At 63.6% G+C, this 22,068-nt stretch carries 19 protein-coding genes and 3 tRNA genes; 3 read left to right on the top strand and 19 right to left on the bottom strand.

From position 1 onward, the window contains the following. The 3 genes from GV068_RS23045 to GV068_RS23035 all read right to left on the bottom strand — a co-directional run bounded on the left by GV068_RS23045 (position 1) and on the right by GV068_RS23035 (position 2,384). Positions 1 to 756, bottom strand: a complete 756-nt coding sequence (locus GV068_RS23045) for an SDR family NAD(P)-dependent oxidoreductase (protein WP_159703494.1) — start codon at positions 754 to 756, stop codon at positions 1 to 3. 12 nt (positions 757 to 768) lie between these two features. Beyond that, complete coding sequence (locus GV068_RS23040) at positions 769 to 2,172, bottom strand: AMP-binding protein (protein WP_159703491.1); 1,404 nt, start codon at positions 2,170 to 2,172, stop codon at positions 769 to 771. A gap of 136 nt (positions 2,173 to 2,308) precedes the next feature. Then, positions 2,309 to 2,384, bottom strand: a tRNA-Asn gene (locus tag GV068_RS23035). 124 nt (positions 2,385 to 2,508) lie between these two features. Between GV068_RS23035 and purT the strand changes: the two genes are divergently transcribed. Together purT and GV068_RS23025 are read left to right on the top strand one after the other, a co-directional pair. Further along, positions 2,509 to 3,717, top strand: coding sequence for a formate-dependent phosphoribosylglycinamide formyltransferase (gene purT / locus GV068_RS23030; RefSeq protein WP_159703488.1), 1,209 nt, complete (start codon positions 2,509 to 2,511; stop codon positions 3,715 to 3,717). A 147-nt stretch (positions 3,718 to 3,864) separates the two neighbouring features. Then, entirely contained in the window at positions 3,865 to 4,551 is a 687-nt protein-coding gene (locus GV068_RS23025; protein ID WP_159705459.1) for a DUF2628 domain-containing protein, read from the top strand. Positions 4,552 to 4,649: 98 nt separating this feature from the next. On the opposite strand, the gene GV068_RS23020 is transcribed toward GV068_RS23025, so the two are convergent. The 4 genes from GV068_RS23020 to GV068_RS23005 all read right to left on the bottom strand — a co-directional run bounded on the left by GV068_RS23020 (position 4,650) and on the right by GV068_RS23005 (position 7,088). After that, a tRNA-Asn gene (locus GV068_RS23020) sits at positions 4,650 to 4,725 on the bottom strand. Between the two features lie 68 nt (positions 4,726 to 4,793). Next, positions 4,794 to 5,552 (bottom strand): alpha/beta fold hydrolase, encoded by a 759-nt coding sequence (locus GV068_RS23015; RefSeq protein ID WP_159703485.1) that lies wholly within the window; start codon positions 5,550 to 5,552, stop codon positions 4,794 to 4,796. 124 nt (positions 5,553 to 5,676) lie between these two features. Next, positions 5,677 to 5,752 (bottom strand) — tRNA-Asn (locus GV068_RS23010). 124 nt (positions 5,753 to 5,876) lie between these two features. Next, a complete protein-coding gene (locus tag GV068_RS23005) occupies positions 5,877 to 7,088 on the bottom strand; it encodes an amino acid aminotransferase (RefSeq protein WP_159703482.1) in 1,212 nt (403 codons plus the stop codon). 105 nt (positions 7,089 to 7,193) lie between these two features. Here GV068_RS23005 and uvrB point away from each other — a divergent pair, with 105 nt between their 5' ends. Beyond that, positions 7,194 to 9,290 (top strand): excinuclease ABC subunit UvrB, encoded by a 2,097-nt coding sequence (gene uvrB, locus GV068_RS23000; RefSeq protein WP_159703479.1) that lies wholly within the window; start codon positions 7,194 to 7,196, stop codon positions 9,288 to 9,290. 217 nt (positions 9,291 to 9,507) lie between these two features. Here the strand turns inward: uvrB and GV068_RS22995 are convergent, their stop codons facing one another. The 12 genes from GV068_RS22995 to der form a co-directional block, all read right to left on the bottom strand. Beyond that, a complete protein-coding gene (locus GV068_RS22995) occupies positions 9,508 to 9,984 on the bottom strand; it encodes an RES family NAD+ phosphorylase (protein ID WP_159703476.1) in 477 nt (158 codons plus the stop codon). A gap of 79 nt (positions 9,985 to 10,063) precedes the next feature. Continuing rightward, positions 10,064 to 12,079: an ATP-binding protein gene (locus GV068_RS22990; protein WP_159703473.1), complete on the bottom strand. Its 2,016-nt coding sequence runs from the start codon at positions 12,077 to 12,079 to the stop codon at positions 10,064 to 10,066. Between the two features lie 91 nt (positions 12,080 to 12,170). After that, a complete protein-coding gene (locus tag GV068_RS22985) occupies positions 12,171 to 12,767 on the bottom strand; it encodes a MarC family protein (protein WP_159703470.1) in 597 nt (198 codons plus the stop codon). An 80-nt stretch (positions 12,768 to 12,847) separates the two neighbouring features. Next, complete coding sequence (locus GV068_RS22980; RefSeq protein ID WP_229464434.1) at positions 12,848 to 13,333, bottom strand: Lrp/AsnC family transcriptional regulator; 486 nt, start codon at positions 13,331 to 13,333, stop codon at positions 12,848 to 12,850. A gap of 268 nt (positions 13,334 to 13,601) precedes the next feature. Further along, positions 13,602 to 14,141 (bottom strand): phosphoribosyltransferase, encoded by a 540-nt coding sequence (locus GV068_RS22975; protein WP_159703467.1) that lies wholly within the window; start codon positions 14,139 to 14,141, stop codon positions 13,602 to 13,604. A gap of 32 nt (positions 14,142 to 14,173) precedes the next feature. Continuing rightward, positions 14,174 to 15,490, bottom strand: coding sequence for an adenylosuccinate synthase (locus GV068_RS22970; RefSeq protein WP_159703464.1), 1,317 nt, complete (start codon positions 15,488 to 15,490; stop codon positions 14,174 to 14,176). 3 nt (positions 15,491 to 15,493) lie between these two features. Further along, positions 15,494 to 16,648, bottom strand: a complete 1,155-nt coding sequence (locus GV068_RS22965) for an ATP phosphoribosyltransferase regulatory subunit (RefSeq protein ID WP_159703461.1) — start codon at positions 16,646 to 16,648, stop codon at positions 15,494 to 15,496. 330 nt (positions 16,649 to 16,978) lie between these two features. Further along, the gene (gene hflC / locus GV068_RS22960) at positions 16,979 to 17,851 is read right to left on the bottom strand and encodes a protease modulator HflC (RefSeq protein WP_159703458.1); all 873 of its coding nucleotides are present in this window, start codon (positions 17,849 to 17,851) and stop codon (positions 16,979 to 16,981) included. Then, positions 17,851 to 19,137, bottom strand: coding sequence for an FtsH protease activity modulator HflK (gene hflK, locus GV068_RS22955; protein WP_159703456.1), 1,287 nt, complete (start codon positions 19,135 to 19,137; stop codon positions 17,851 to 17,853). The genes hflC and hflK overlap by 1 nt, the downstream gene beginning before the upstream one ends. A gap of 3 nt (positions 19,138 to 19,140) precedes the next feature. Continuing rightward, on the bottom strand, positions 19,141 to 20,313 hold the full coding sequence (hflX, locus tag GV068_RS22950; protein ID WP_159705453.1) for a GTPase HflX: 1,173 nt from the start codon (positions 20,311 to 20,313) through the stop codon (positions 19,141 to 19,143). 32 nt (positions 20,314 to 20,345) lie between these two features. After that, positions 20,346 to 20,582, bottom strand: coding sequence for an RNA chaperone Hfq (gene hfq, locus GV068_RS22945; RefSeq protein WP_026354376.1), 237 nt, complete (start codon positions 20,580 to 20,582; stop codon positions 20,346 to 20,348). A gap of 140 nt (positions 20,583 to 20,722) precedes the next feature. Next, complete coding sequence (gene der / locus GV068_RS22940) at positions 20,723 to 22,066, bottom strand: ribosome biogenesis GTPase Der (RefSeq protein WP_159703454.1); 1,344 nt, start codon at positions 22,064 to 22,066, stop codon at positions 20,723 to 20,725. Between the last annotated feature and the right edge of the window lie 2 nt (positions 22,067 to 22,068).

The raw sequence follows: 22,068 nt of genomic DNA, 5'->3' as shown, positions 1-22,068 counted from the left end.
TCAGAATACCTTTCCGGCTGGTCCGCCACCGTCGATCTTGATCTGGGTGCCGGCAATGTGACGCGCGCCGTTCGACAGCAGAAAGGCGATCAGCTCGGCGATCTCGCTTGGCTCCGCGATGCCGTTCAGCTGCATGGCCTGCACGTCGGCGATGTCCGCCACCCCGATCTTTCGCATCCAGCGCCGCGTCATGTCCGTATCGACAATCCCGGGCTTGACCGCGTTGATCCGTATCCGTTTTGCCGCCAGTTCCTTGGTCAGCACCCGCACCGCCGCTTCCAGCGCCGCCTTCGATGCCGCATACATCGTCTGCCCCACCCCGCCGTTGTCCGACGCGATCGAGGACAGCGCCACGACGCTGGTGAGATAGTCGTCGCTGCGCTTCTTGCTCTTTTCGATGAGCTTGAGCAGCTCGACGAAGGCGTACACATGCAGGCGCATGATGGCGTCGAACTTGGCGTAGCTGACCAGCTTGATCGGTTCCACCGATTCCACGCCGGCCGCATGCACGAAGCCGTCGATGCGGCCCGGCAGTTGTGGCGCGATTGCCGGGATCTGCTCGACCTCGGCCAGGTCCAGTGCGATCAGGGTGGTCGAGGCGCGCAGCTGCCCGGCCAATGCGTCCAGTTTGTCTTGCGAGCGGCCGATCAGGACCAGGTGATGTGCGTCGTCATCGAGCCTGGCCGCGAGGGCCCGCCCGATACCCGAGGTCGCCCCGGTGATGATGATGTTTTTCTTGCCTGAAGCTTCGCTCATTCGCCACTCGCTCTATTGCTTCAGAGCATTATAATTGACTTTGCCGTTGCTCAATCGCGGGATTTCAGGGAGGAAAACGCATTTGATCGCGCTACGGTGGATCGATAGTTGACGAGACGCAAATGCAACCAGTTCACTCTCGACAATGTCTCCGACGTACGCGATGCGCAGGCCGTCATCCTGACCGAAGCAGATGAACTCGACCTGCGCGAATTCCGCCTGCAGCAGCGCCTCGACTTCGTCGAGCGAAACCCGGTTGCCGAACAGCTTGACGAAGCGTTTCAGGCGACCGGCAATGGTGTAGCAGCCGTCCTCGTCGCGGTAGGCCACGTCGCCGGTGGGCAGGCGCCCGTTCCAGTCGTCGCCGCGCGCCAGGTCTTCGCGCGCCACCGCATAGCCCATCGCGACGTTGGGGCCGTAGTAGACCAGCTCGCCCTTCTCATGGGGACTGTCGAGCACCTCCCCCGCCTCGCCGACGATCTCGAAGCGCCCGCCCGGAATGGCGTGCCCGATGCTGCCCGACTTCTGCTCGAGCCGGTGCGGCGGCAGGTAGGACATGCGCGCCGTCGCTTCGGTCTGGCCGTACATCACGAAGCTGGGCCAGGATTTTTCCCTCGACACCCGCGCCAAGTAGGCCAGGCCTTCTTCGCTCATCTTTCCGCCCGCCTGCGCTAGGTACCGGATCGCATCGAGCTGGAAGCGCTCGAATTTAATGCGGCGCAGCATGTCGTAAGTGTAGGGCACACCCGACAGGGAGGTGACACGCTTCTGTTCGACCAGCGCCCAGAACTCCCGGCTCAAGGGCGTCAGCTCGGTGACCTGGATCGAGGCGCCGGCCAGCAGATGGGTGTTGATGATCGACAGTCCGAAGGAATAGCTGAACGGCAAGGTGGTGACGGCGACGTCGTCCCGATTGATGCCGAGATAGCTGATGATGGACGTGGCGTTCGCTTCCAGGTTCCTGCGGCTCACCCGCACGAACTTGCTGCTGCCCGTCGAACCGGAGGTGGTCAGGAGCAGCTGCAGGTCCGGGTGCAGCGGCGTGGCTTGATGCGCCGTTACAGGCATCCGCACCAGCACGTAGTGGCCAACACGATGCAGCACCTCGCCGCCCTGCAGCTCCTCGACGCGCGCCTCCGGCAGCCAGGCATAGTCGGGACCGTGGTCCTCGACGATGCGCTGCACGGCAGATGCCTTCTGGCCCGCATCCACCAGGATCGCCACTTGATCGTGGACCATGAAGCCGACGTAGCCGACCAGCGCCGGCACGGAGTTTTCGCACAGGCACAGGATCAGCTTGCGCTCGGCAAGCCTTGGGCGCATCGCTTCGACCGCGTGGTGGAGATCGATGTAGGAAAGCACATGGCCGTCTCCCTCAAGGCAGGGCCGGGCGCCGTAGTTGATCAGGTCGAACATGAGGATGAGAGCTTGGCCGTATCGTACGCGCCCGATACCAGAGCGGAGGCACCCAAGTGCCAAGCGGACATTATACGAGCAGCGGAGGGCGCTGGAACGACAAAAGGGCCGCGCTTGCACGCGGCCCTTCATATTCTGGCTCCCCGACCTGGACTCGAACCAGGGACCTGCGGATTAACAGTCCGTCGCTCTACCGACTGAGCTATCAGGGAAAGGAGGCCGCATTATAGCGGCCCGTTTTGGATTTGACCAGTGCTTTGCATAAACAGATCACGGCCAGCAGATGCGTGGCGCCTTTGCTATAGTCCCACGCTCTATTGCAACCTATTCAAGACCATGACGACCCCGCGCATTTTCGGTACGCCCCTCTCCCCTTCCGCCACCAAGGTCATGCTGCTCGGCTCCGGCGAGCTCGGCAAGGAAGTGATCATCTCGCTGCAGCGCCTGGGCGTGGAAGTGATCGCGGTCGACCGCTATCCGAACGCGCCCGGCCACCAGGTGGCGCACCGCGCGCACGTGATCGACATGACCGACGGCGCCGCCCTGTCGGCCCTGATCGCGCTGGAAAAGCCCGACCTGGTGGTGCCGGAAATCGAAGCCATCGCCACCGAGACCCTGTTGGCGCTGGAAGAAGCCGGCAAGATCACCTGCATCCCGACCGCGCGCGCCGCGATGCTGACCATGAACCGCGAAGGCATCCGTTGCCTTGCCGCCGAAGAGCTGGGCCTGCCGACCTCCCCCTACCGCTTCGCCAGCAGCCTGGAAGAACTGGAACAGGCCTGCGCCGCGGTCGGCTTCCCCTGCGTGGTGAAACCGGTGATGTCTTCATCCGGCAAGGGCCAGTCGAAGCTCGACAGCGCCGCCGACGTGCAGGCCGCCTGGGACTACGCGGCCAGCGGCGGTCGGGTCGACGCCGGCCGCGTGATCGCGGAAGGCTTCATCGACTTCGACTATGAAATCACCCTGCTCACCGTGCGCTCGCAGGGCGCCGACGGCCAGGTCGAAACGGCTTTCTGCGAACCGATCGGCCACAAGCAGGTGCAGGGCGACTACGTCGAATCCTGGCAGCCGCACCCGATGAGCCCCACTGCCCTCGAACGTGCACGCGACATCGCGGCCAAGGTGACGGCCGACCTGGGCGGCTGCGGCGTGTTCGGCGTCGAACTGTTCGTCAAGGGCGACATGGTATGGTTCTCGGAAGTGAGCCCGCGCCCGCACGACACCGGCATGGTGACCATGGCGAGCCAGGTGCAAAGCGAGTTCGAACTGCATGCCAAGGCCGTGCTGGGCCTGCCGGTGAACGTGGCGCTGCGCGCGCCGGGCGCCTCGGCCGTTATCTATGGCCAGCATGAGGCGGCGGGCATCGCCTTCGAAGGCGTGGCAGACGCGCTGCGCGTGCCGGGCGCCGACCTGCGTCTGTTCGGCAAGCCGGAATCCTTCGCGCGCCGCCGCATGGGCGTGGCGCTGGCCACCGCCGACGATGTCGAGACCGCACGCCAGCACGCGCTGGAAGCGGCCTCGCGCGTCAAACCAGTGATCCGTTAAGGCCGGGTCCTAACAGCTGGTGGGGCGTGACAAAGAGTGAGCTTTCAGGTGGGAATAATCGCTACCCTGAAGAAACGCGCCACAGGGTGCATGAGCATGATCGTCGCGCCAACAGTCCTGGAAGCTCACTCTTTACAATAAATAAAAATGTTCTGTTCAAACTGCGGAAGTCCAAACAACATCACGGCGAAGTTTTGCTCCAAGTGCGGGCACGCTCTGACACCAAACCAGCAATCTCAAGATCCTCACTCGAGCGGTGCTGAACGCCAATATCTGGCGGACGGCTCGCCGACAGCCGAGCAGTTTTACCGCGCAGCGATCGGGCCGCAGAACCAGGACGCCTACCTACGAAAGTTTCTGCGCTTCGACCAGGGCGGCGCTCGCTGGTCGTGGAATTGGGGGGCTTTTTTCCTGACCTTCTATTGGCTGCTCTACCGGAAGATGTGGTTGAACGCCCTCATCTACTTCGTGCTGCCATACGTGATCATTTTCGCCACGGTGTTCGTCGGTACACTGATCGGTTCCGGGGAATACGCAGCCGGCATGGCCTATGTGCTTGTCATGGCGGCCATGTTTGTGTTCCCGCCCCTGTACGGCGATGCGCTTTATCATCGCCACTGCCGGAAGAAGATTGCTGAGGCAAAGGCAAACCTGGCACTGGGCGACGACGCCAGCCGCCTTCAGGCAGTGGCGAGGAGCGGCGGCGTCAGCAGGATTCTGCTGATCTTTGGTGGCATCCTCTTTTCGATCATGCTCATCGGGATCGTTGCGGCGATTGCGATTCCCGCATATCAGCAGTACGTTACCAAGGCCAAGGCGGCTTCGCAATTTTAGGTACAGGTTGCGAGCGGAAGCAGGCCTCCGCTGCAGGAGGCCGCTAACGACGCCGTAAAAACAAAAAGGGCCGCATGTGCATGCGGCCCTTCGAATTCTGGCTCCCCGACCTGGACTCGAACCAGGGACCTGCGGATTAACAGTCCGTCGCTCTACCGACTGAGCTATCAGGGATTAGAGGCCGTATTATAGCAGCGCTTTTCGATTTCGCGAAATCCTTTGCTTTTCAAACGCAACATTTCTTAGTGCGATGTCCGCTTGATAAGCTTCGCCAGCTCCTCGAGCACCAGCTGCGGCTCCGACATCTGCGGGAAATGCGTGCTGCCCTGCGCGATCACGCGTTCGCCCAGCGGCGACAGGCGCGCCAGCGCTTCCTGGTTGCGTCCCCGTTCGCGCTGCGCCTCGGCTGACACCATCCAGCGCGGCAGGCGCTTGCCGCCCGAGATCACCGTCACCGGAATCAAGGGAAAACCGGGCGCCTCAAGAATCTCTTCCACGGTTTCGGCCTCGTTGCTGATCTCATCATTCGGATCCGGCGGCGAGACGCGGTCGAGCAGGCCGGCGATGGCACGCTGCAGGCCCGAGCGGTAACGCTTCATGTTGCGCACGTCGTCGGGCGCTGTCGCCTCCAGGAATAGCACGCCACAGGTCTCGTCCGGATAGACACGCGCGAACAGGTTCGCATGCAGGCCGCCGAAGGAATGGCCGACTAATAAAAACGGCGGCTTGGCGTCGATTTCGCGCAGCAGCGCGCGCAGCTGCAGGACCACGGTGGTGCCCATCTGCGCTTCGCGCGGACGGGCGCTACCACCCACGCCGGGCCGGTCGTAGGTCACCACCGTGCCCAGCGCCTCGATGTCGGGGAAGAGCTTGTGCCAGCTCTCCAGCGGGCCACCGGCGCCGCTGAGCATGACGATGGTCGGGCTGCCCTGCCCCGACAGGGAAAAACGGAGCACCTGTCCGGCGGCGGCAATCCTCTTGCTCGGTGGAAGATGCTTCACAAATGAATCCTGATGAGTTCGACGCTAGCAGCGTAACCTGCCTTAGCACCACCGTGCAATACCTATAGTCAGCCAAGTGGACAAACAAAAAGGCCACATCTTGCGATGTGGCCTTCTAGAATTCTGGCTCCCCGACCTGGACTCGAACCAGGGACCTGCGGATTAACAGTCCGTCGCTCTACCGACTGAGCTATCAGGGAATTGATGACAGCATTATATGTTTGCAGCGACACGGTGTCAAATTCAGGCCGTGTCACGCAGCCATTTAGCTGCTCTTCGGAACTAGTTGAAACACTGTTGGGTTAGTTCCGAAGAGCCAAGATTTTAAAGAACTTTTGCGACGGCGTCAACGACACGGTCGAGGTTGGTCGAGTTCAGCGCGGCGACGCAGATGCGGCCGGTGTCGACCGCGTAGATCGACTGTTCGCGCAGCTTGCCCACCTGCTCCTTGGTCAGGCCCGAGTAGGAGAACATGCCCACCTGCTCGCGCACGAAGTCGAAATCGTGGCCGGGCGCCTTCTCTTTCAGCTTCTCGACCATCAGGTTGCGCATCTCGCGGATACGCACGCGCATGCCGGCCAGTTCCTCTTCCCACAGCTGGCGCAGCTCCGGGGTTGACAGCACCATCGCCACGACCTTGGCGGTGTGGGTCGGCGGGTTCGAATAGTTGGTGCGGATGACGCGCTTCAGTTGCGACAGCACGCGCGCCGCTTCTTCCGCGCTGGTGGCGACAATCGACAGCGCGCCGGCGCGTTCGCCGTACAGCGAGAAGGACTTCGAGAACGAGTTCGAGACCAGCAGCGGGATGCCGGTGTCGGCGAAGCGGCGCACCACCGCGCCGTCTTCCGCGATGCCCGCGCCGAAGCCCTGGTAGGCCATGTCGAGGAAGGGCACCAGGCCGTTCGCGACGACGGCGTCGATCACCTGGCCCCACTGCTCCTGGCTCAGGTCGGCGCCGGTCGGGTTGTGGCAGCACGCGTGCAGCACCACGATCGAACCGCGCGGCATGGCCTTCAGGGCGGCCAGCATGCCGCCGAAGTTCACGCCGTGGGTGGCCGCGTCGTAATAGGTGTAGTTGTTGACGGTGAAGCCCGCGCCTTCGAACAGCGCGCGGTGGTTTTCCCAGCTCGGGTCGCTGATGTAGACATCGGAATCCGGCGCGAAACGCTTGAGGAAGTCGGCGCCCAGCTTCAGTGCGCCGGTGCCGCCGAGAGCCTGCACGGTAATCGCACGCTTCTCTTGAATTACGGCGCTGTCAGCCCCAAATACGAGCTCTTGCACGGCCTTGTCGTACGCCGCCAGCCCTTCGATCGGCAGGTAGGTACGCGGGGCCGGCTGCTCCATCAGCTTCGCTTCCGCCTTTTGCACGCACTGCAGCAAAGGAACCTTGCCATTATCGTCATAGTAGACGCCGACACCCAGGTTAATCTTGGCCGGATTGGTGTCTGCGTTGAATGCTTCGGTAATGCCCAGGATCGGGTCGCGGGGCGCCATGTCGATGGCGCCAAAGAGGCTGGCGGAGGCTGTGGAAGTCATCGTGATAAACTGAGTTGTCGGTGGGTTCGCAGCGGTTGTATAGACATAGACACAGTGTGCTGCACTGCGGCATGCGGACTCCCATTCTAGCAAAGGTCTGAAAGTATGGCAGAACTATCCATCGCGAATGCCCCGGAACCGACCGTCCTCACCTTCCCCGGCTCGCCCTTCAAACTGCACCAGCCCTTCCCGCCCGCCGGCGACCAGCCGACCGCGATCGCCGGCCTGATCGAAGGCATCAACGACGGCCTGATGTACCAGACCCTGCTTGGGGTGACCGGTTCGGGCAAGACTTACACGATGGCGAACGTGATTGCGCAGGCGGGCCGTCCGGCCATCGTGTTTGCGCCCAACAAAACGCTGGCGGCCCAGCTGTATGCGGAGTTCCGCGAATTCTTCCCGCAGAACGCGGTCGAGTATTTCGTCTCCTACTACGACTACTACCAGCCGGAAGCCTACGTGCCGCAGCGCGACCTGTTCATCGAAAAGGACTCGTCGATCAACGAGCACATCGAGCAGATGCGCCTGTCGTGCACCAAGTCGCTGATGGAAAGGCGCGACGTGGTCATCGTGGCTACCGTGTCGGCGATCTACGGTATCGGTAATCCGAACGAATACCACAAGATGATCCTGACCTTGCGCCACAAGGACAAGGTGGCGCAGCGCGACATCATCGCGCGCCTGATTCAGATGCAGTACACCCGCAACGAAATGGATTTCTCGCGCGGCTCCTTCCGCGTGCGCGGCGATACCATCGACATCTTCCCGGCGGAGCACGCGGAACTCGCGATCCGCGTCGAGATGTTCGACGACGAAATCGAATCGCTGCAGCTGTTCGACCCGCTGACGGGCCGCGTGCGCCAGAAGATCCCGCGCTTCACGGTGTATCCGGGTTCGCACTACGTCACCCCGCGTTCGACCGTGCTGCGCGCGGTGGAATCGATCAAGGCCGAGCTGCGCGACCGCCTCGAAGAATTCCGCCAGCAGAACAAGCTGATCGAGGAACAACGCCTCGAGCAGCGCACCCGTTTCGACCTCGAGATGCTGGCCGAAATCGGCTTCACCAAGGGCATCGAGAACTACTCGCGCCACCTGTCCGGCTCGATGCCGGGCGAACCGCCGCCGACCCTGATCGACTATCTGCCCAAGGACGCGCTGATGTTCATGGACGAGTCGCACGTGATGGTCGGCCAGCTCAACGCGATGTACAACGGCGACCGCTCGCGCAAGGTGAACCTGGTCGACTACGGCTTCCGCCTGCCGTCGGCGCTGGACAACCGGCCGCTCAAGTTCCAGGAGTTCGAGAACAAGATGCGCCAGACCGTCTTCGTCTCGGCGACGCCGGCCGAGTACGAGAAGGGAAAGGCCGACAACGTGGTCGAGCAGGTGGTGCGCCCCACCGGCCTGGTCGACCCGCTGGTCATCGTCAAGCCGGCGCGCTCGCAGGTGGAAGACCTGATGAGCGAGATCACGGACCGCATCGCCAAGGACGAGCGCGTTCTGGTGACGACGCTGACCAAGCGCATGGCCGAGCAGCTGACCGAATACCTGAGCGACCACGGCATCAAGGTGCGCTACCTGCACAGCGACATCGAGACCGTCGAGCGCGTGGAAATCTTGCGCGACCTGCGCCTGGGTACCTTCGACGTGGTGGTCGGCATCAACCTGCTGCGCGAGGGCCTCGACTTGCCGGAGGTATCGCTGGTGGCGGTGCTGGACGCGGACAAGGAAGGCTTCCTGCGTTCAGAGCGTTCGCTGATCCAGACCATCGGCCGCGCGGCGCGTAACCTGAACGGCGTCGCGATCCTGTATGCCGACCAGATGACCGATTCGATGAAGAAGGCGATCGACGAGACCGAACGCCGCCGCGCCAAGCAGATCGCCTTCAATGAAGCGAACGGCATCACGCCGAAAGGCGTGAACAAGAAGATCAAGGACATGATCGACGGCGTGTACAGCAACGCCGCGCAGCGTGCGATGGTCGAGGGCATCCAGGAAGATGCGGCCACGGCCAAGGTCGAATCGATGAGCGAGAAGCAGATTTCGAAAGAGATCAAGCGCCTCGAGAAGCTCATGGTGGACCACGCCAAGAACCTCGAGTTCGAAAAGGCGGCGCAGGTGCGGGATCAGCTGCATGTGCTCAAGCAGCAGGCGTTTGGGGCGCCGGGGGCGGACAATGTGGTGTCGATACTCGGCAAGTAAGCCTGCATCAACGTAAGCACTACACCGTCGCCCTTAGCACTACTATCCTTGAAACGTCATCCCGGCGAAGGCCGGGATCCAATTTCAACCAGCGTGCGGTCAGCCGACGCGCGTGTGAATGCATGCGCCGTCACTGGTCATAGGAATTGGGTTCCGGCCTTCGCCGGAACGACGTACTCCGGCTAACGGAAGAACTGGTTGGCCACTGTGCGAAGGCTTACTTCTCCGCCTTGGCCGGCCGATCAAACATCCTCGGATCAAACCTGTACGATCGCGCAATACTGAGCTTCACATCGGCATACGCCGGATGCTCGGGATTGATGACCAGGTTGACGCCCTCCCCCACGATCACCGACGGCACCCGCATGTAGAGGTGGTGGCACTTCTCGAGAAACGCCGTGCCGAAGCGCGCCGCGCTGCCGCCGTCGTCGAGCGAGTCCCAGCCCTTCGGCAGCTCCTCGCGCGCTACGTCAATGCCCAGTTCTGGATCGTCCGGCAGGTCGACCGCAACCAGCACCAGGTCTTTCTGGTCGCCCTCCACGTGCACGAATGTTTCGAGCACCGCCAGCTCCACCGTCATGGCCGTGTACAGGGCCGCGCAGCCCTCCTCGTGCCAGTGACCTCCGCTCTTGCGCGCGCCTTCGCAGCTGCGGTCCAGCGCCACGTCTTCTTCCGCGATTCTCCAGGTTTTCATGCGCTCCTGCCCCTCTTTTGTCCCGGTTCCAGCTTACACCGGCTCGCGCCCCTGCCCGCGCACGACTAGGAGGCAGAAATCAGTCGCTGGAACCGCGTACCGTCGCGAGGATGTGCAGGAGTTCCGACAGGTCGGCCGGCTTGACCAGGTGGCGATCGAAACCGGCAGCGCGTGCGCGTTCGCGGTCTTCGCTCTGGCCGTAGCCGGTCAGCGCGATCAGGGTCGCGTCGGCGGTGTCGGGCGAGGCGCGCAGGCGGCGCGCCAGTTCGTGGCCGTCCATGTCGGGCAGGCCGATGTCCAGCAACATGACCTCGGGCCGTTCGCGCAGGGCGCGCGCCAGGCCGCCGGTGCCGTCGTACTCCACGCTCACCGAATGGCCATGCGCTTCCAGCAGCGTGGCCAGCATCTGGGCGGCGTCGGCATTGTCGTCGACGACCAGTACCCGCACCGGGCCTTCGTTGCTGTTCGCCTGTTCCAGCGGCGCCGGTTCGCCCGGCGTGGCCTGCAACAGCGGCAGGCGGATGACGAATTCACTGCCCAGGTTCGGCCCCTCGCTGAAGGCGGCCACGCGTCCGCCATGCAGCGCGACGAGGCTCTTCACCAGCGCCAGGCCGATACCCAGGCCGCCCTGCGAGCGGTCGGGCGTGCGTTCGGCCTGCGTGAACAGGTCGAAGATGTAGGGCAGCACCTGCGGATCGATGCCCTGGCCGTTGTCGCAGACTGCGATCACAGCCTCGCCGTCATCGCTCCGCACGCGCAGGGTGATCTTGCCGCCGGATGGCGTGTACTTGGCCGCGTTATTGAGGATGTTGGAGACCACCTGCACCAGGCGCGTGCGGTCGCCCGACACGTGCAGGGGCTGCGGAGGCAGCTCCAGCTTGAGTTCATGCCGCCGCATGTCCAGCAGCGGGCGCACCTGTTCGACCGCGCCATTGACGATGACGCTGACGTCCAGGTCTTCCTTGTCGATGTCGGCCAGCCCGCGCGTGACGCGCGAGACGTCCAGCAGGTCGTTCACCAGGTCGGTCATGTGCTCGGCCTGGCGCACGATGATGTCGCTGGCGTGGCGTGCGCGCTGCGGGTCGAGCGTACCGCGTTGCAGGAGCTGGGCGGCGGTGGTGATCGGCGCCAGCGGGTTGCGCAGCTCGTGCGCCAGCATCGCCAGGAACTGATCCTTCTGGCGGTTGGCGGCGCGCAGGTCGTCCTCCACGCGCTTGCGCACGGTGACGTCGCTGCCCTCGACAAAAATGCCCTCGACGTTGCCCTTCGGGCCGCGAATCGGCTGGTACACGAAGTCGACGAAGCGTTCTTCCAGCGGCGCGCCGGCCTCGCGCTGGACGCGCACCGGCACCGCATGGCCGACGAAAGGCTGCCCCGACTGGTACACCTGGTCGAGCAGCTCGAAGAAACCCTGGTCCGCCACTTCCGGCAGCGCTTCGCGCGCCGGCCTGCCGATCAGCTCACGGCGGCCGATCAGCTGGATATAGGACTCGTTGGTGATCTCGAAGACGTGGTCAGGGCCGCGCAGCACGGCCAGGATGCCGGGCGCCTGCTCGAACAGAGTCATGAGGCGCTGGTTCTCTTCTTCGCGGTAGCGCTCGGCCAGTACTTCACCGGTCATCTCGACGCAAGCGCAGAACATGCCGGCCACGGTGCCGTCCTCGTCGCGCACAGGCGAATACGAAAAGCGGAACCAGGTGTCCTCGTCGTAGCCGTGGCGATTCATGCGCAGCGGCATGCGGTCCATGTAGGTCGCTTCGCCCTTGAGCGCGCGCACGATCAGCGGATGGATGTCGTCCCAGATCTCACGCCAGATGTCGTGAAAGCGGTTACCCAGGGAAGTCGGGTGCTTCTCGCCCAGGATGAGTGCATACGAGTCGTTGTACAGGAAGCCAAGCTCCGCCCCCCAGGCCACGAACATCGGGAACTTCGAATTGAGCATCAGGCCGACCGTGGTGCGCAGGGGCTGCGGCCAGTCGCGCGGGTGGCGGAGCGGCGAGGTCGACCAGTCGTGCGCCCGCATCATGGCGCCCATCTGCCCGCCCCCGCTGAGGAAGGGCAGCCATTCTGAAGGCGTCTCGTGTTCCGTTTTCATGCGTTCATGCCTGCGTGTGCTGCCGTGCTTATTGTAGAAACAAAAGTGTGCCAGAAAGGCGACGCTTGCCCCCGCACCGCAGCCCCGGCCATCACAGCGTCTTGACGAAGTCGCGGATGCCGCCGAGCAGCATTTCCACCGACATCGCCGTCAGGATCAGGCCCATCAGGCGCTCGAAGGCGGTCATGACCTGCGGGCCGAGTTTCTGCTGCAGGCGCTCGGCGCTGAGGAACACGGCCAGCCACACGATGCCGACTGCGGCCAGGGCGGCGACATGGACCATGGTTTCCGACAGGCTGCCCGAGCTGAACAGCAGCACGGTGGCCAGCGCCGACGGGCCGGCCAGCGCGGGAATGGCCAGCGGCACGATGAAGGGCTCACCGCCTTCGCTACGGCCCAGCACCCCGTCCGGATGCGGGAAGATCATGCGGATCGCGATAATCAGCAGGATCACGGCGCCGCCGATGCGCAGCGCCACCGGGCTCAGGTGCAGCGCTTCGAGGAAGTGCTGGCCGAAGAACATGAACACCAGCAGCAGCAGGAAGGCGATGGCGCATTCGCGCACGACGATGCGCGGACGGCGCTCGACCGGCACTTCCTTCAGGGCGGTGGCGAACAGCGGAACGTTGCCGAACGGGTCGGTGACGAGGATGAGGAGGATGAAGGTCTGGAAAAAACTCTGGGTCATGGGATTCTTATTGTTGGCACAACCGGTCAGGCAACCGGCATCTTAACAGAGTGGCACGCCCGCACGATGTCGCCTTTGTATCAGGGTTCGACCGAGTGGGTGCGCTTCAGGGTGCGCAAGACAAAAGTAGAACGGCTGTGGCGGATGCCGGGGATTTTGTACAGGCGCTGGCGCAGGAAGCGCTCGTAGCCTTCGGTGCCGGCCACCGCGACCTTGATCAGGTAGTCGTAGTCGCCAGTCAGCAGGCTGGCTTCCATCACTTCCGGCAGCTCGGCCAGCGCAGCGCCGAAGCGTTCCAGCATGTCCTCGTCGTGGCGCTCGAGCGTGACTTCGATGATGACGGTGTCGGGCAGGCCGAGCGCGCGCTGCGACAGGATCGCGGCGTAGCCCTCGATGTAGCCCTGCTCTTCCAGCGCACGCACGCGGTTCCAGCAGGGCGTCGGCGACAGGTGGACGCTGTCGGCCAGCTTCTGGTTGCTGATGCGGCCGTCGGTGCGCAGGATGCGCAGGATCTTGCGGTCGATCTCGTCGAGCTTGTGGCCCTTCATTTCCGGTTTTGAGACCATCCTGAAGATTCCCCCATGTTTTAATCAAATCATAGGAGATTCTCCCATGTTTCGGCTGAAACAGGGGAACTACAAAAGCACATTCCTGCGCCTGAAGAATACGATGGAGGGACTTTATCGAGTACTTCCCGCGCCGCCCTGAACCTTCGCCACGACCGGAGCTGCATCGCGCGCCGCGGACGCTTCTTCACAAGAGGGGCCAAAGCAAAACGGGCAGGTCAGCTTGCGCTTCCCTGCCCGTTCGCTTGTCGCTGTATAGCGTAAAGGATTACTTCTCGAACTTCTTCATCCACGCCGCCAGCTGGTGCGGACGCAGGCCGTCGTAGTCTTCGAACGGCTGGTGGATCCACGGGTTGTGCGGCAGGTCTTCCAAGTGGTAGTCCGGCTTGAAGCTGGACGTGCCCTTGACCCAGATGACGGCCGAACGCACTTCGGTGACGTCCGGGTAGTTCGTCTTCAGGTGCTCGCCCACCTTCTGCAGGGTGACGCCGGTGTCGGCCAGGTCGTCGACCAGCAGGATGCGGCCGGCCAGCGGGCCCTTGGTCATCGTCATGTACTTGGCGATGTCCAGGTTGCCTTGCTTGGTGCCGGCTTCTTCGCGGTAGGAGCTGGTCGACAGGATCGCCAGCGGCACGTCGAAGATACGCGAGATCACGTCGCCCGGACGCACGCCGCCGCGCGCCAGGCACAGCACCATGTCGAACTTCCAGTTCGATTCATACACTTGCAGCGCGAGGCGCTCGACCAGGCGGTTGTACTGGTCCCACGAAACCCAGAGGTCCTTGTCGGTCGATGCAGGGGTGTTCATTTCAGGCTATTCCTATTTTTATGTTTGAACGATCAGGCTGCGAACGGATGACGCAGCACGATGGTTTCTTCGCGGTCCGGGCCGGTCGACACCATGTCGATCGGCACGCCCACCAGTTCTTCGATGCGCTTGATGTAGGCGCGTGCGTTGGCCGGCAAGTCTTCCATCGACTTGGCGCCGACGGTCGATTCGGTCCAGCCCGGCATCTCTTCGTAGACCGGCTCGCACAGCGCCGCTTCTTCAGCGCCGACCGGGAAGATGTCGACGTTACGGCCGTCGATCTTGTAGCCGGTGCACAGCTTCAGCGACTCGATCCCGTCCAGCACGTCCAGCTTGGTCAGGCACATGCCCGACACGCCGTTGATCTGCACCGAGCGGCGCAGCAGCGCGGCGTCGAACCAGCCGCAGCGGCGCGCACGGCCGGTCACGGTGCCGAACTCGTGGCCCACGCGCGACAGGTGCTCGCCGACGCCGGCGTCGGTCGGCAGTTCGGCCGGGAACGGGCCCGAACCGACGCGGGTGGTGTAGGCCTTGGTGATGCCGAGGATGTAGTGCAGCATGCCCGGACCCACGCCGGCGCCGGCGGCGGCGTTACCCGCCACGCAGTTCGACGAGGTGACGAACGGATAGGTGCCGTGGTCGACGTCGAGCAGCGAACCCTGCGCGCCTTCGAACAGCAGGCTGCCGCCGGCCTTGTGGGCGGCGTACAGCTGCGACGAGACGTCGCCCACCATCGGGCGCAGGCGCGGCACCAAGGCCATCGCGTCGTCGTAGGTCTGCTGGAAGTCGATCGGATCGGCGCCCAGGTAGTTGACCAGCACGTGGTTGTGGTACTCGAGGTTTTCCTTGAGCTTCTCGGCGAAGCGCTCTTCGTTCAGCAGGTCGGCGATGCGGATCGCACGGCGCGCGACCTTGTCTTCGTAGGCCGGGCCGATGCCCTTGCCGGTGGTGCCGATCTTGTTCTCGCCGCGCTTGGCTTCGCGCGCCTTGTCGATGGCGACGTGGTAAGGCAGGATAACCGGGCAGGCTTCCGAGATCTTCAGGCGCGACACCACTTCGATGCCGGCGGCCTGCAGCTTGTCGATTTCGCGCATCACGTCCGGTACCGAGACCACGACGCCGTTGCCGATGTAGCAGGCCACGCCTTCGCGCATGATGCCCGACGGGATCAGCTGCAGCGCGGTCTTCTGGCCCTTGATCACGAGCGTGTGGCCCGCGTTATGGCCGCCCTGGAAACGGACGACGCCGGCCGCATGGTCGGTCAGCCAGTCGACGATCTTACCTTTACCCTCATCGCCCCACTGGGTGCCGATGACAACGACGTTCTTTGCCACGTTAGTATTTGACATCACTTAACCTAAGTTTTTGAGAATCCAATTTCCGTTTTCGAGGACGAGCACGCGGTCGCACTCGAACTCGTCCTGAACATTGTCGTGACCCGGCATGGACTGGATCACGACTTCGCCTGCCTTGCGCAGGTCAGCGATTTTTTCCTTCAGCTCGAGGGCATTGCCCCAGGGCGCGCGGATGGAATGTTTGCGCTCGGCGGTCGGTAGCAGCCGCGCCAGTTCGCGCAGGTCGAGCGAGAAGCCGGTCGCCGGACGCGCACGTCCGAAGGCTTCGCCCACATGGTCGTAGCGGCCGCCTCGCGCCACCGCGTTCGGCAGGCCCGGCACGTAGAGCGCGAACATGGCGCCGCTTTCGTACTGGTAGCCGCGCAGGTCGGCCAGGTCGATCGCCACTTCCGCGCGTCCGATGGCGCCGGCGGCGAGCGCCGCCAGTTCGGCCAGCGCGCGGGTGATGCCCGGCAGCGCCGGCAGTTCGTCTTTCGCACGTTTCAGGACGTCGACGTCGCCGTACAAATGCGGTAGCGCCAGCAGGGCCCTGCGGGTGCTCGGAGCGTATTGTTGGGTGAACTCGTCCAGGCCCGGCGCATCCTTGGCGCGCAGCAGGCCGATGAGCTGGGCTTCGTCGCGGCGGGCGGCCGGGTCTTCGGCCAGCACGGCGCGCAGGATGCCGACGTGGCACAGGTCGAGGCGCACGTCGTCGAATCCGGCCAGCGCGACGGAAGCGAGGGCCAGTTCCTGGATCTCGGCGTCGGCTTCCAGGCCGGCGTGGCCGTAGATCTCGCAGCCGATCTGGATCGGCTCGCGGGTGCCGTGCAGGGTCGACGGGCGGGTATGCAGCACGCTGCCGGCGTAGCACAGGCGGGTGACGGTATCGCGGTTGAGCAGGTGGGCGTCGATGCGCGCGACCTGGGTGGTCATGTCGGCGCGCAGGCCCAAGAGGCGCCCGGACAGCTGGTCGACCACCTTGAAGGTGCGCAGCTCGGTGTCCTGCCCTGCTCCCGCCAGCAGCGACTCGACGTACTCGAGCAGCGGCGGCATCACCAGTTCGTAGCCGTACAGGCGGAAGGTATCGAGCATCTTGCGGCGCAGATCCTCGATCTTGCGCGCCTCGGACGGCAAGACATCGGCGATATTCTCAGGCAGGAGCCAGTTCGGCATGGGCAGACAGCTAACGAGTTGTTTTTAAGAGCAAGTTTCAGGGCACGGGCGTGCCGGCGCACGGTGCGAGCGCCGAATCGGCAATTTTACCCGAAAATGGGGAGGCGTAGGACGGGGATGTTGATTTGACAGGCTTTGGAGTTGCCAGAGTGCCACTAAATGGCGCTTGTCTATACTGCTTGAGTTGGCGCGATGCAAACAAAATTGGATCCCGGCCTGCGCCGGGATGACGTCGTTTTGATTCGAGGGTTGAGCTGAGTTACCGGCTCCTGACAGCACAAACCGAAAGACCGTCATCCCGGCGCAGGCCGGGATCCAAGTTCAACCAGCTTACTTCGAACCCGGCTGCTTGAAGTACTTGAAGAACTCCGAATTCGGATCCACCACCATCACGTCGCCGCGGTTCTTGAACGTCGCGCGGTAGGCTTCCAGCGAGCGGTAGAACTTGGCGAATTCCGGGTTCTTGCCGAAGGATTCGGCATAGATCGCGGTGGCCTTGGCGTCGCCGTCACCCTTGATCTTCTCGGCCTCGCGGAAGGCTTCGGCGATGATCACGGTGCGCTGGCGGTCCGCGTCGGCGCGGATCTGCTCGGATTCGGCGGCGCCGGTCGAACGCAGTTCGTTGGCCACGCGAGTGCGCTCGGCCTTCATGCGCTCGTACACGGAGTTGTTGATCTGCTCGATGTAGTCCACGCGCTTGAGGCGCACATCCACCACGCCGACGCCGATCTCCTTGGCTTCGGCAACCACCTTTTCCTTCACCGCTTCCATCACGCGGCCACGCTCGCCGGAGATCACTTCGCGCACGGTGCGCTTGGTGATTTCGTCGTTCAGGGCCGCCTTGACGATCTGCGACATGCGGTCGCGCGCGCGGTTCTCGTCGCCGCTGAAGCTGACGAAATACAGGCGCGGGTCGACGATGCGCCACTTGACGAAGGCATCCACCAGGATGTTCTTCTTCTCGGCCGTGATGAAACGGTCGGCGTCAGGCGTGTCCAAGGTCAGGATGCGCTTGTCCAGGTAGATCACGTTCTGGAACGGCGGCGGCAGCTTGAAGTGCAGGCCCGGCTCGGTGATCACGTCGCGCACCTGGCCCAGGGCGAACACGATGGCGAAGCGGCGCTGGTCCACCACGAACACGGTCGAGGACAGCAGCATCAGGGCAATGAAGCCCGCCACAAATAAAGTTACGAGGCGGTTCATTAACGGCTCTCCCGGTCACGTGAGGAATCGCGGCTGCGGCTGTCGCGGTGGCGCACCGCATCCATGGCTTGCATGGCGTCGGTCGGCGGCGCCGACTGCGGCACCTGCACAGGGCCCGACTTGTTGCCGACACCGTCCTGTCCCGCGCCCTGCCCGATCAGCTTGTCGAGCGGCAGGTAGATCATCGGATTGCCGGCGCGCGAATCGACCATCACCTTGCTGGTGTTGGAGAAGATCTGCTGCATGGTGTCGATGTACATGCGGTCGCGCGTGACGGCCGGCGCCTTGCCGTAAGCAGCCACCACCTGGTCGAAGCGCGAGGCGTTACCGGTCGCGTTCTCCACCACCATCGAGCGGTAGGCCTCGGCATCCTGGGCCAGGCGGAAGGCCTGGCCGCGCGCCTGCGGGATCACCTGGTTGGCGTAGGCTTCGCCTTCGTTACGGGCGCGGGCACGGTCCTGGCCGGCCTTGACGGCGTCGTCGAAGGCTTCCTGCACCTGCTCCGGCGGCTGCACCGCCTGCATGGTCACGTTGGTGATCAAGGCGCCCAGCGCGTAGCGGTCGACGATCTGCTGCATCATCTGGTGCACGTCGACGGCGACCTTTTCGCGGCCCTCGTACAGGACGAAGTCCATCTTGCTGCGGCCGACCACTTCGCGGATCGCGGTCTCGGCGACCTGGCGCACGGTTTCGTCGTTCTCGCGGTTGTTGAACAGCCACTGGACCGGGTCCTTCAGCGTGTACTGCACCGCGAACTGGATGTCGATGATGTTTTCATCGTCGGTCAGCATCAGGGCTTCCTGCGGCTGCTTGTTGCGTACGTTCGCGCGGTAGCCGATCTCGGCGGTACGGATCTGCGAGACGTTGACGGTCTCGTGGGCCTGGATCGGGTACGGCCAGCGCCAGTTGAAACCGGCGCCGGTCTTGTGGCTGAGCTTGCCGAAGGTGGTGACGACGCCGACCTGGCCTTCCTGCACGATGAAGGCGCCGCTCGCCAGCCAGATCAGGCCGACGATGACCGCCACCACGCCAGCAGTGACGCTGGCGCCGCGCATGTCGCCGCGGCCGGAGGGACCATTGCCGCCGTCGCCGCCGCCGTTGTTGCGGCCGCCGAACAGGCGGTTCAGGCGAGCGTTGAAGTCGCGCCAGAGTTGATCGAGATCGGGCGGGCCTTCACCCGGCCGGCGGCCCTCCTGGGCCTTGTGGTCACCCTGGGGTTTATGGCCCCAGCGTGGATCGTTGAGCGACAGTTTGATGCCGCAACGTTTTAGCAGAGAAACGAGCATAGGCTAGTGTGGCCCGAGATGGGAAGTTGTTGTGTTATTGTCCGCAGGATTGCCGAAGGAGCCGCCCACCGCCGGTTCCTCCCCCTCCTGACTGCTTTCAGGTGCGCGCGCCGCCTTCGCCGATTCGACGATGGCCTCGCGCAGCAGGTCCAGCCCGGCCCCGCTATGGGCGCTGATGAAAACGCGGCTGATCTTATCATACTCATCACGCTCGATCCCAGGCTCCAGCCCGGCGGCGTCGATCTTGTTCCAGACCAGGATCTGGGGCACGTGGTCGGCGCCGATCTCACGCAGGACTTCGTTGACCTGCTCGATCTGCTCCATGCGCACCGGCGAATTGCCGTCGACCACATGCAGCAGCAGGTCGGCGTGGATGGTCTCTTCGAGCGTGGCGCGGAAGGCCGCCACCAGCTGGTGCGGCAGTTCGCGCACGAAGCCGACGGTGTCGGAGATCACCACCGAGCCCACCTCGTCGCCCAGATAGAGGCGACGGCTGGTGGTGTCGAGGGTCGCGAACAGCTGGTTCGCAACATACACCCCGGCCTTGGTGAGCGTGTTGAACAGCGTCGACTTGCCGGCGTTGGTATAGCCGACCAGCGACACCGAGAATGTCTGGTTGCGCCCGCGCTGGCGGCGCTGGGTCTCGTGCTGCTTGCGCAGCTTGGTGAGGCGGATGCGCAATTGCTTGACGCGCTCGCCGATCAGGCGGCGGTCGGTCTCGAGCTGGGTTTCACCGGGACCGCGCAGGCCGATACCACCCTTCTGGCGTTCCAAGTGGGTCCAGCCGCGGATCAGGCGCGTGGCCAGGTGTTGCAGCTGAGCAAGCTCCACTTGCAGCTTGCCCTCGTGGCTCTGGGCGCGTTGGGCGAAGATGTCGAGGATCAGGCTGGTACGGTCGACCACGCGCACTTCCAGGCGGCGTTCGAGGTTGCGCTGCTGGGCCGGAGACAGGGCGTGGTTGAAGATGACGAGCTCGATCCCTTCGGCCTTGCAGGCCATCTTGATTTCGTCGGCCTTGCCGCTGCCGACGAAATGGGCAGGATCGGGACTGCTGCGCTTGGCCGTGATCGTGGTAATCGGTTCGGCGCCGGCGGAGCGCGCAAGCAGGGACAGCTCTTCCAGGCTGGCGGTGAAATCGCCAGTACCGAAGTCGATGCCGACCAGCGCTGCGCGCATGGAGGTGTTGCCGGGGGCGTCAGCCATCGGCCTTACTCGGCTTCGGAGTCGAGGTTAAGGTTGACGGCGCGAGCCGGGACGACGGTGGAAATGGCATGCTTGTAGACCATCTGGGTCACGGTATTACGAAGCAGGACGACGTACTGGTCGAAAGATTCGATGTGGCCTTGCAGTTTGATGCCGTTGACCAGGTAGATGGAGACGGGGACGTGCTCCTTGCGCAAGGCGTTCAGGAATGGGTCTTGTAACAGTTGCCCTTTGTTGCTCATAACAGCTCCGTAATGTTGTTGTAGTTTAAAAATTGTGGCGGTTTGCCAAATTTCAAGTGCCTGGGCCACATTCCGCTGTCGCGAATGAAAGCCCTAAGCTACTGTAACCTGTTTCGCCACATTTTGTCGTACTGCTAGGCTTAATTCTGCTCCTTGGCAAAAGGATTCTTACCGGACTTGAATTCAATGCGCACCGGAGTGCCGACCAGGTTGAAGGTGTCGCGGAAATGCTTTTCCAGATAGCGCTTGTAGGGGTCGCTGACCGCCTCGAGCGCATTGCCGTGGATGACGATGATGGGCGGATTCTGGCCGCCCTGGTGGGCATAGCGCATCTTGGGACGGATGCTGCCCTTGCGCTTCGGCTCCTGCTTTTCGATCGCTTCCTGCAGCGCGCGCGTCAGGCGCGGCGTCGACAGGTTCGCGGTCGCGGCGGCATAGGCCGAATCCACCGACTTCATCAGCTGGCTGATACCGGTGCCTTTCAGCGCCGACACGAAGTGGGTCTTGGCGAAGGAGAGGAAGTCGAGCTTGCGGTCGAGGTCCGTCTTGACCTGGTCGCGCTGGTCCGACTGCAGGCCGTCCCACTTGTTGACGGCCACCACCAGCGCCCTGCCCGATTCCAGGATGAAGCCGGCGATGTGGGCGTCCTGCTCGGAAATATCCTGCTGGGCGTCGAGCAGCAGCACGACGACGTTGGCGTCCGAGATCGACTGCATCGTCTTGACCACCGAGAACTTCTCGATGGCTTCGAAAATCTTGCCGCGTCGGCGGATACCGGCCGTGTCGATCAGGGTGTATTTCTTTCCATCACGCTCGAACGGCACTTCGATCGAGTCGCGGGTGGTGCCCGGCATGTCGAAGGCGATCACGCGCTGCTCGCCAACCAGGGTATTGATCAGGGTCGACTTGCCCACGTTCGGGCGACCCACGATGGCGATCTTGATGCCGTGGTCCGGATGCTCGAGTTCTTCCTCGTTCTCGGCGCGGTTTTCGAAAGCGAAGTCGAGCGCCTCGACCACCAGGTCGTGCACGCCGTCGCCGTGGGCGGCGGAGATCACGTAAGGGTCACCCATGCCGAGCTCGTAGAAATCGGCGGTCACCGAGGTGTACTTCATGCCTTCGGATTTGTTGACCACGAGCATGACCTTGCGGTTCTGCTTGCGCAGGTAATCGGTGATGGTCTTGTCGTGCGGGGTCAGGCCCTGGCGGCCGTCGACGATGAACACGACGACGTCGGCTTCGGCCACCGCCTGGCGCGTCTGCAGCGCCATCTCGTGCATGATGCCCTCTTTGGCGACCGGTTCGAAACCGCCGGTGTCGATGACCAGGAACGGCCGTTCGCCGATCCGGCCTTCGCCATAGTGGCGGTCGCGGGTCAGGCCAGGGAGGTCGGCCACCAGCGCGTCCCGCGAACGGGTCAGGCGGTTGAATAGGGTCGACTTCCCGACGTTCGGGCGACCAACGAGTGCGATTACCGGCTTCATGT

This window comes from Massilia sp. 9I (assembly GCF_902506415.1).
Lineage (GTDB): Bacteria > Pseudomonadota > Gammaproteobacteria > Burkholderiales > Burkholderiaceae_D > Telluria.
This window is presented reverse-complemented; position numbering and strand designations above follow the sequence as displayed.

What these genes read in the sequence shown, in the direction of transcription:
- hflX (WP_159705453.1), bottom strand. Translation starts at nt 20,313, where the DNA reads ATGCGCGCAGCGCTGGTCGGCATCGACTTCGGTACTGGCGATTTCACC.
- uvrB (WP_159703479.1), top strand. Translation starts at nt 7,194, where the DNA reads ATGGCAGAACTATCCATCGCGAATGCCCCGGAACCGACCGTCCTCACC.
- der (WP_159703454.1), bottom strand. Translation starts at nt 22,066, where the DNA reads ATGAAGCCGGTAATCGCACTCGTTGGTCGCCCGAACGTCGGGAAGTCG.
- purT (WP_159703488.1), top strand. Translation starts at nt 2,509, where the DNA reads ATGACGACCCCGCGCATTTTCGGTACGCCCCTCTCCCCTTCCGCCACC.
- GV068_RS22975 (WP_159703467.1), bottom strand. Translation starts at nt 14,141, where the DNA reads ATGAACACCCCTGCATCGACCGACAAGGACCTCTGGGTTTCGTGGGAC.
- GV068_RS22990 (WP_159703473.1), bottom strand. Translation starts at nt 12,079, where the DNA reads ATGAAAACGGAACACGAGACGCCTTCAGAATGGCTGCCCTTCCTCAGC.
- GV068_RS23025 (WP_159705459.1), top strand. Translation starts at nt 3,865, where the DNA reads ATGTTCTGTTCAAACTGCGGAAGTCCAAACAACATCACGGCGAAGTTT.
- hflC (WP_159703458.1), bottom strand. Translation starts at nt 17,851, where the DNA reads ATGAACCGCCTCGTAACTTTATTTGTGGCGGGCTTCATTGCCCTGATG.
- hfq (WP_026354376.1), bottom strand. Translation starts at nt 20,582, where the DNA reads ATGAGCAACAAAGGGCAACTGTTACAAGACCCATTCCTGAACGCCTTG.
- GV068_RS23040 (WP_159703491.1), bottom strand. Translation starts at nt 2,172, where the DNA reads ATGTTCGACCTGATCAACTACGGCGCCCGGCCCTGCCTTGAGGGAGAC.
- GV068_RS23045 (WP_159703494.1), bottom strand. Translation starts at nt 756, where the DNA reads ATGAGCGAAGCTTCAGGCAAGAAAAACATCATCATCACCGGGGCGACC.
- GV068_RS22980 (WP_229464434.1), bottom strand. Translation starts at nt 13,333, where the DNA reads ATGGTCTCAAAACCGGAAATGAAGGGCCACAAGCTCGACGAGATCGAC.
- GV068_RS22970 (WP_159703464.1), bottom strand. Translation starts at nt 15,490, where the DNA reads ATGTCAAATACTAACGTGGCAAAGAACGTCGTTGTCATCGGCACCCAG.
- GV068_RS22995 (WP_159703476.1), bottom strand. Translation starts at nt 9,984, where the DNA reads ATGAAAACCTGGAGAATCGCGGAAGAAGACGTGGCGCTGGACCGCAGC.
- GV068_RS22985 (WP_159703470.1), bottom strand. Translation starts at nt 12,767, where the DNA reads ATGACCCAGAGTTTTTTCCAGACCTTCATCCTCCTCATCCTCGTCACC.
- hflK (WP_159703456.1), bottom strand. Translation starts at nt 19,137, where the DNA reads ATGCTCGTTTCTCTGCTAAAACGTTGCGGCATCAAACTGTCGCTCAAC.
- GV068_RS22965 (WP_159703461.1), bottom strand. Translation starts at nt 16,648, where the DNA reads ATGCCGAACTGGCTCCTGCCTGAGAATATCGCCGATGTCTTGCCGTCC.
- GV068_RS23005 (WP_159703482.1), bottom strand. Translation starts at nt 7,088, where the DNA reads ATGACTTCCACAGCCTCCGCCAGCCTCTTTGGCGCCATCGACATGGCG.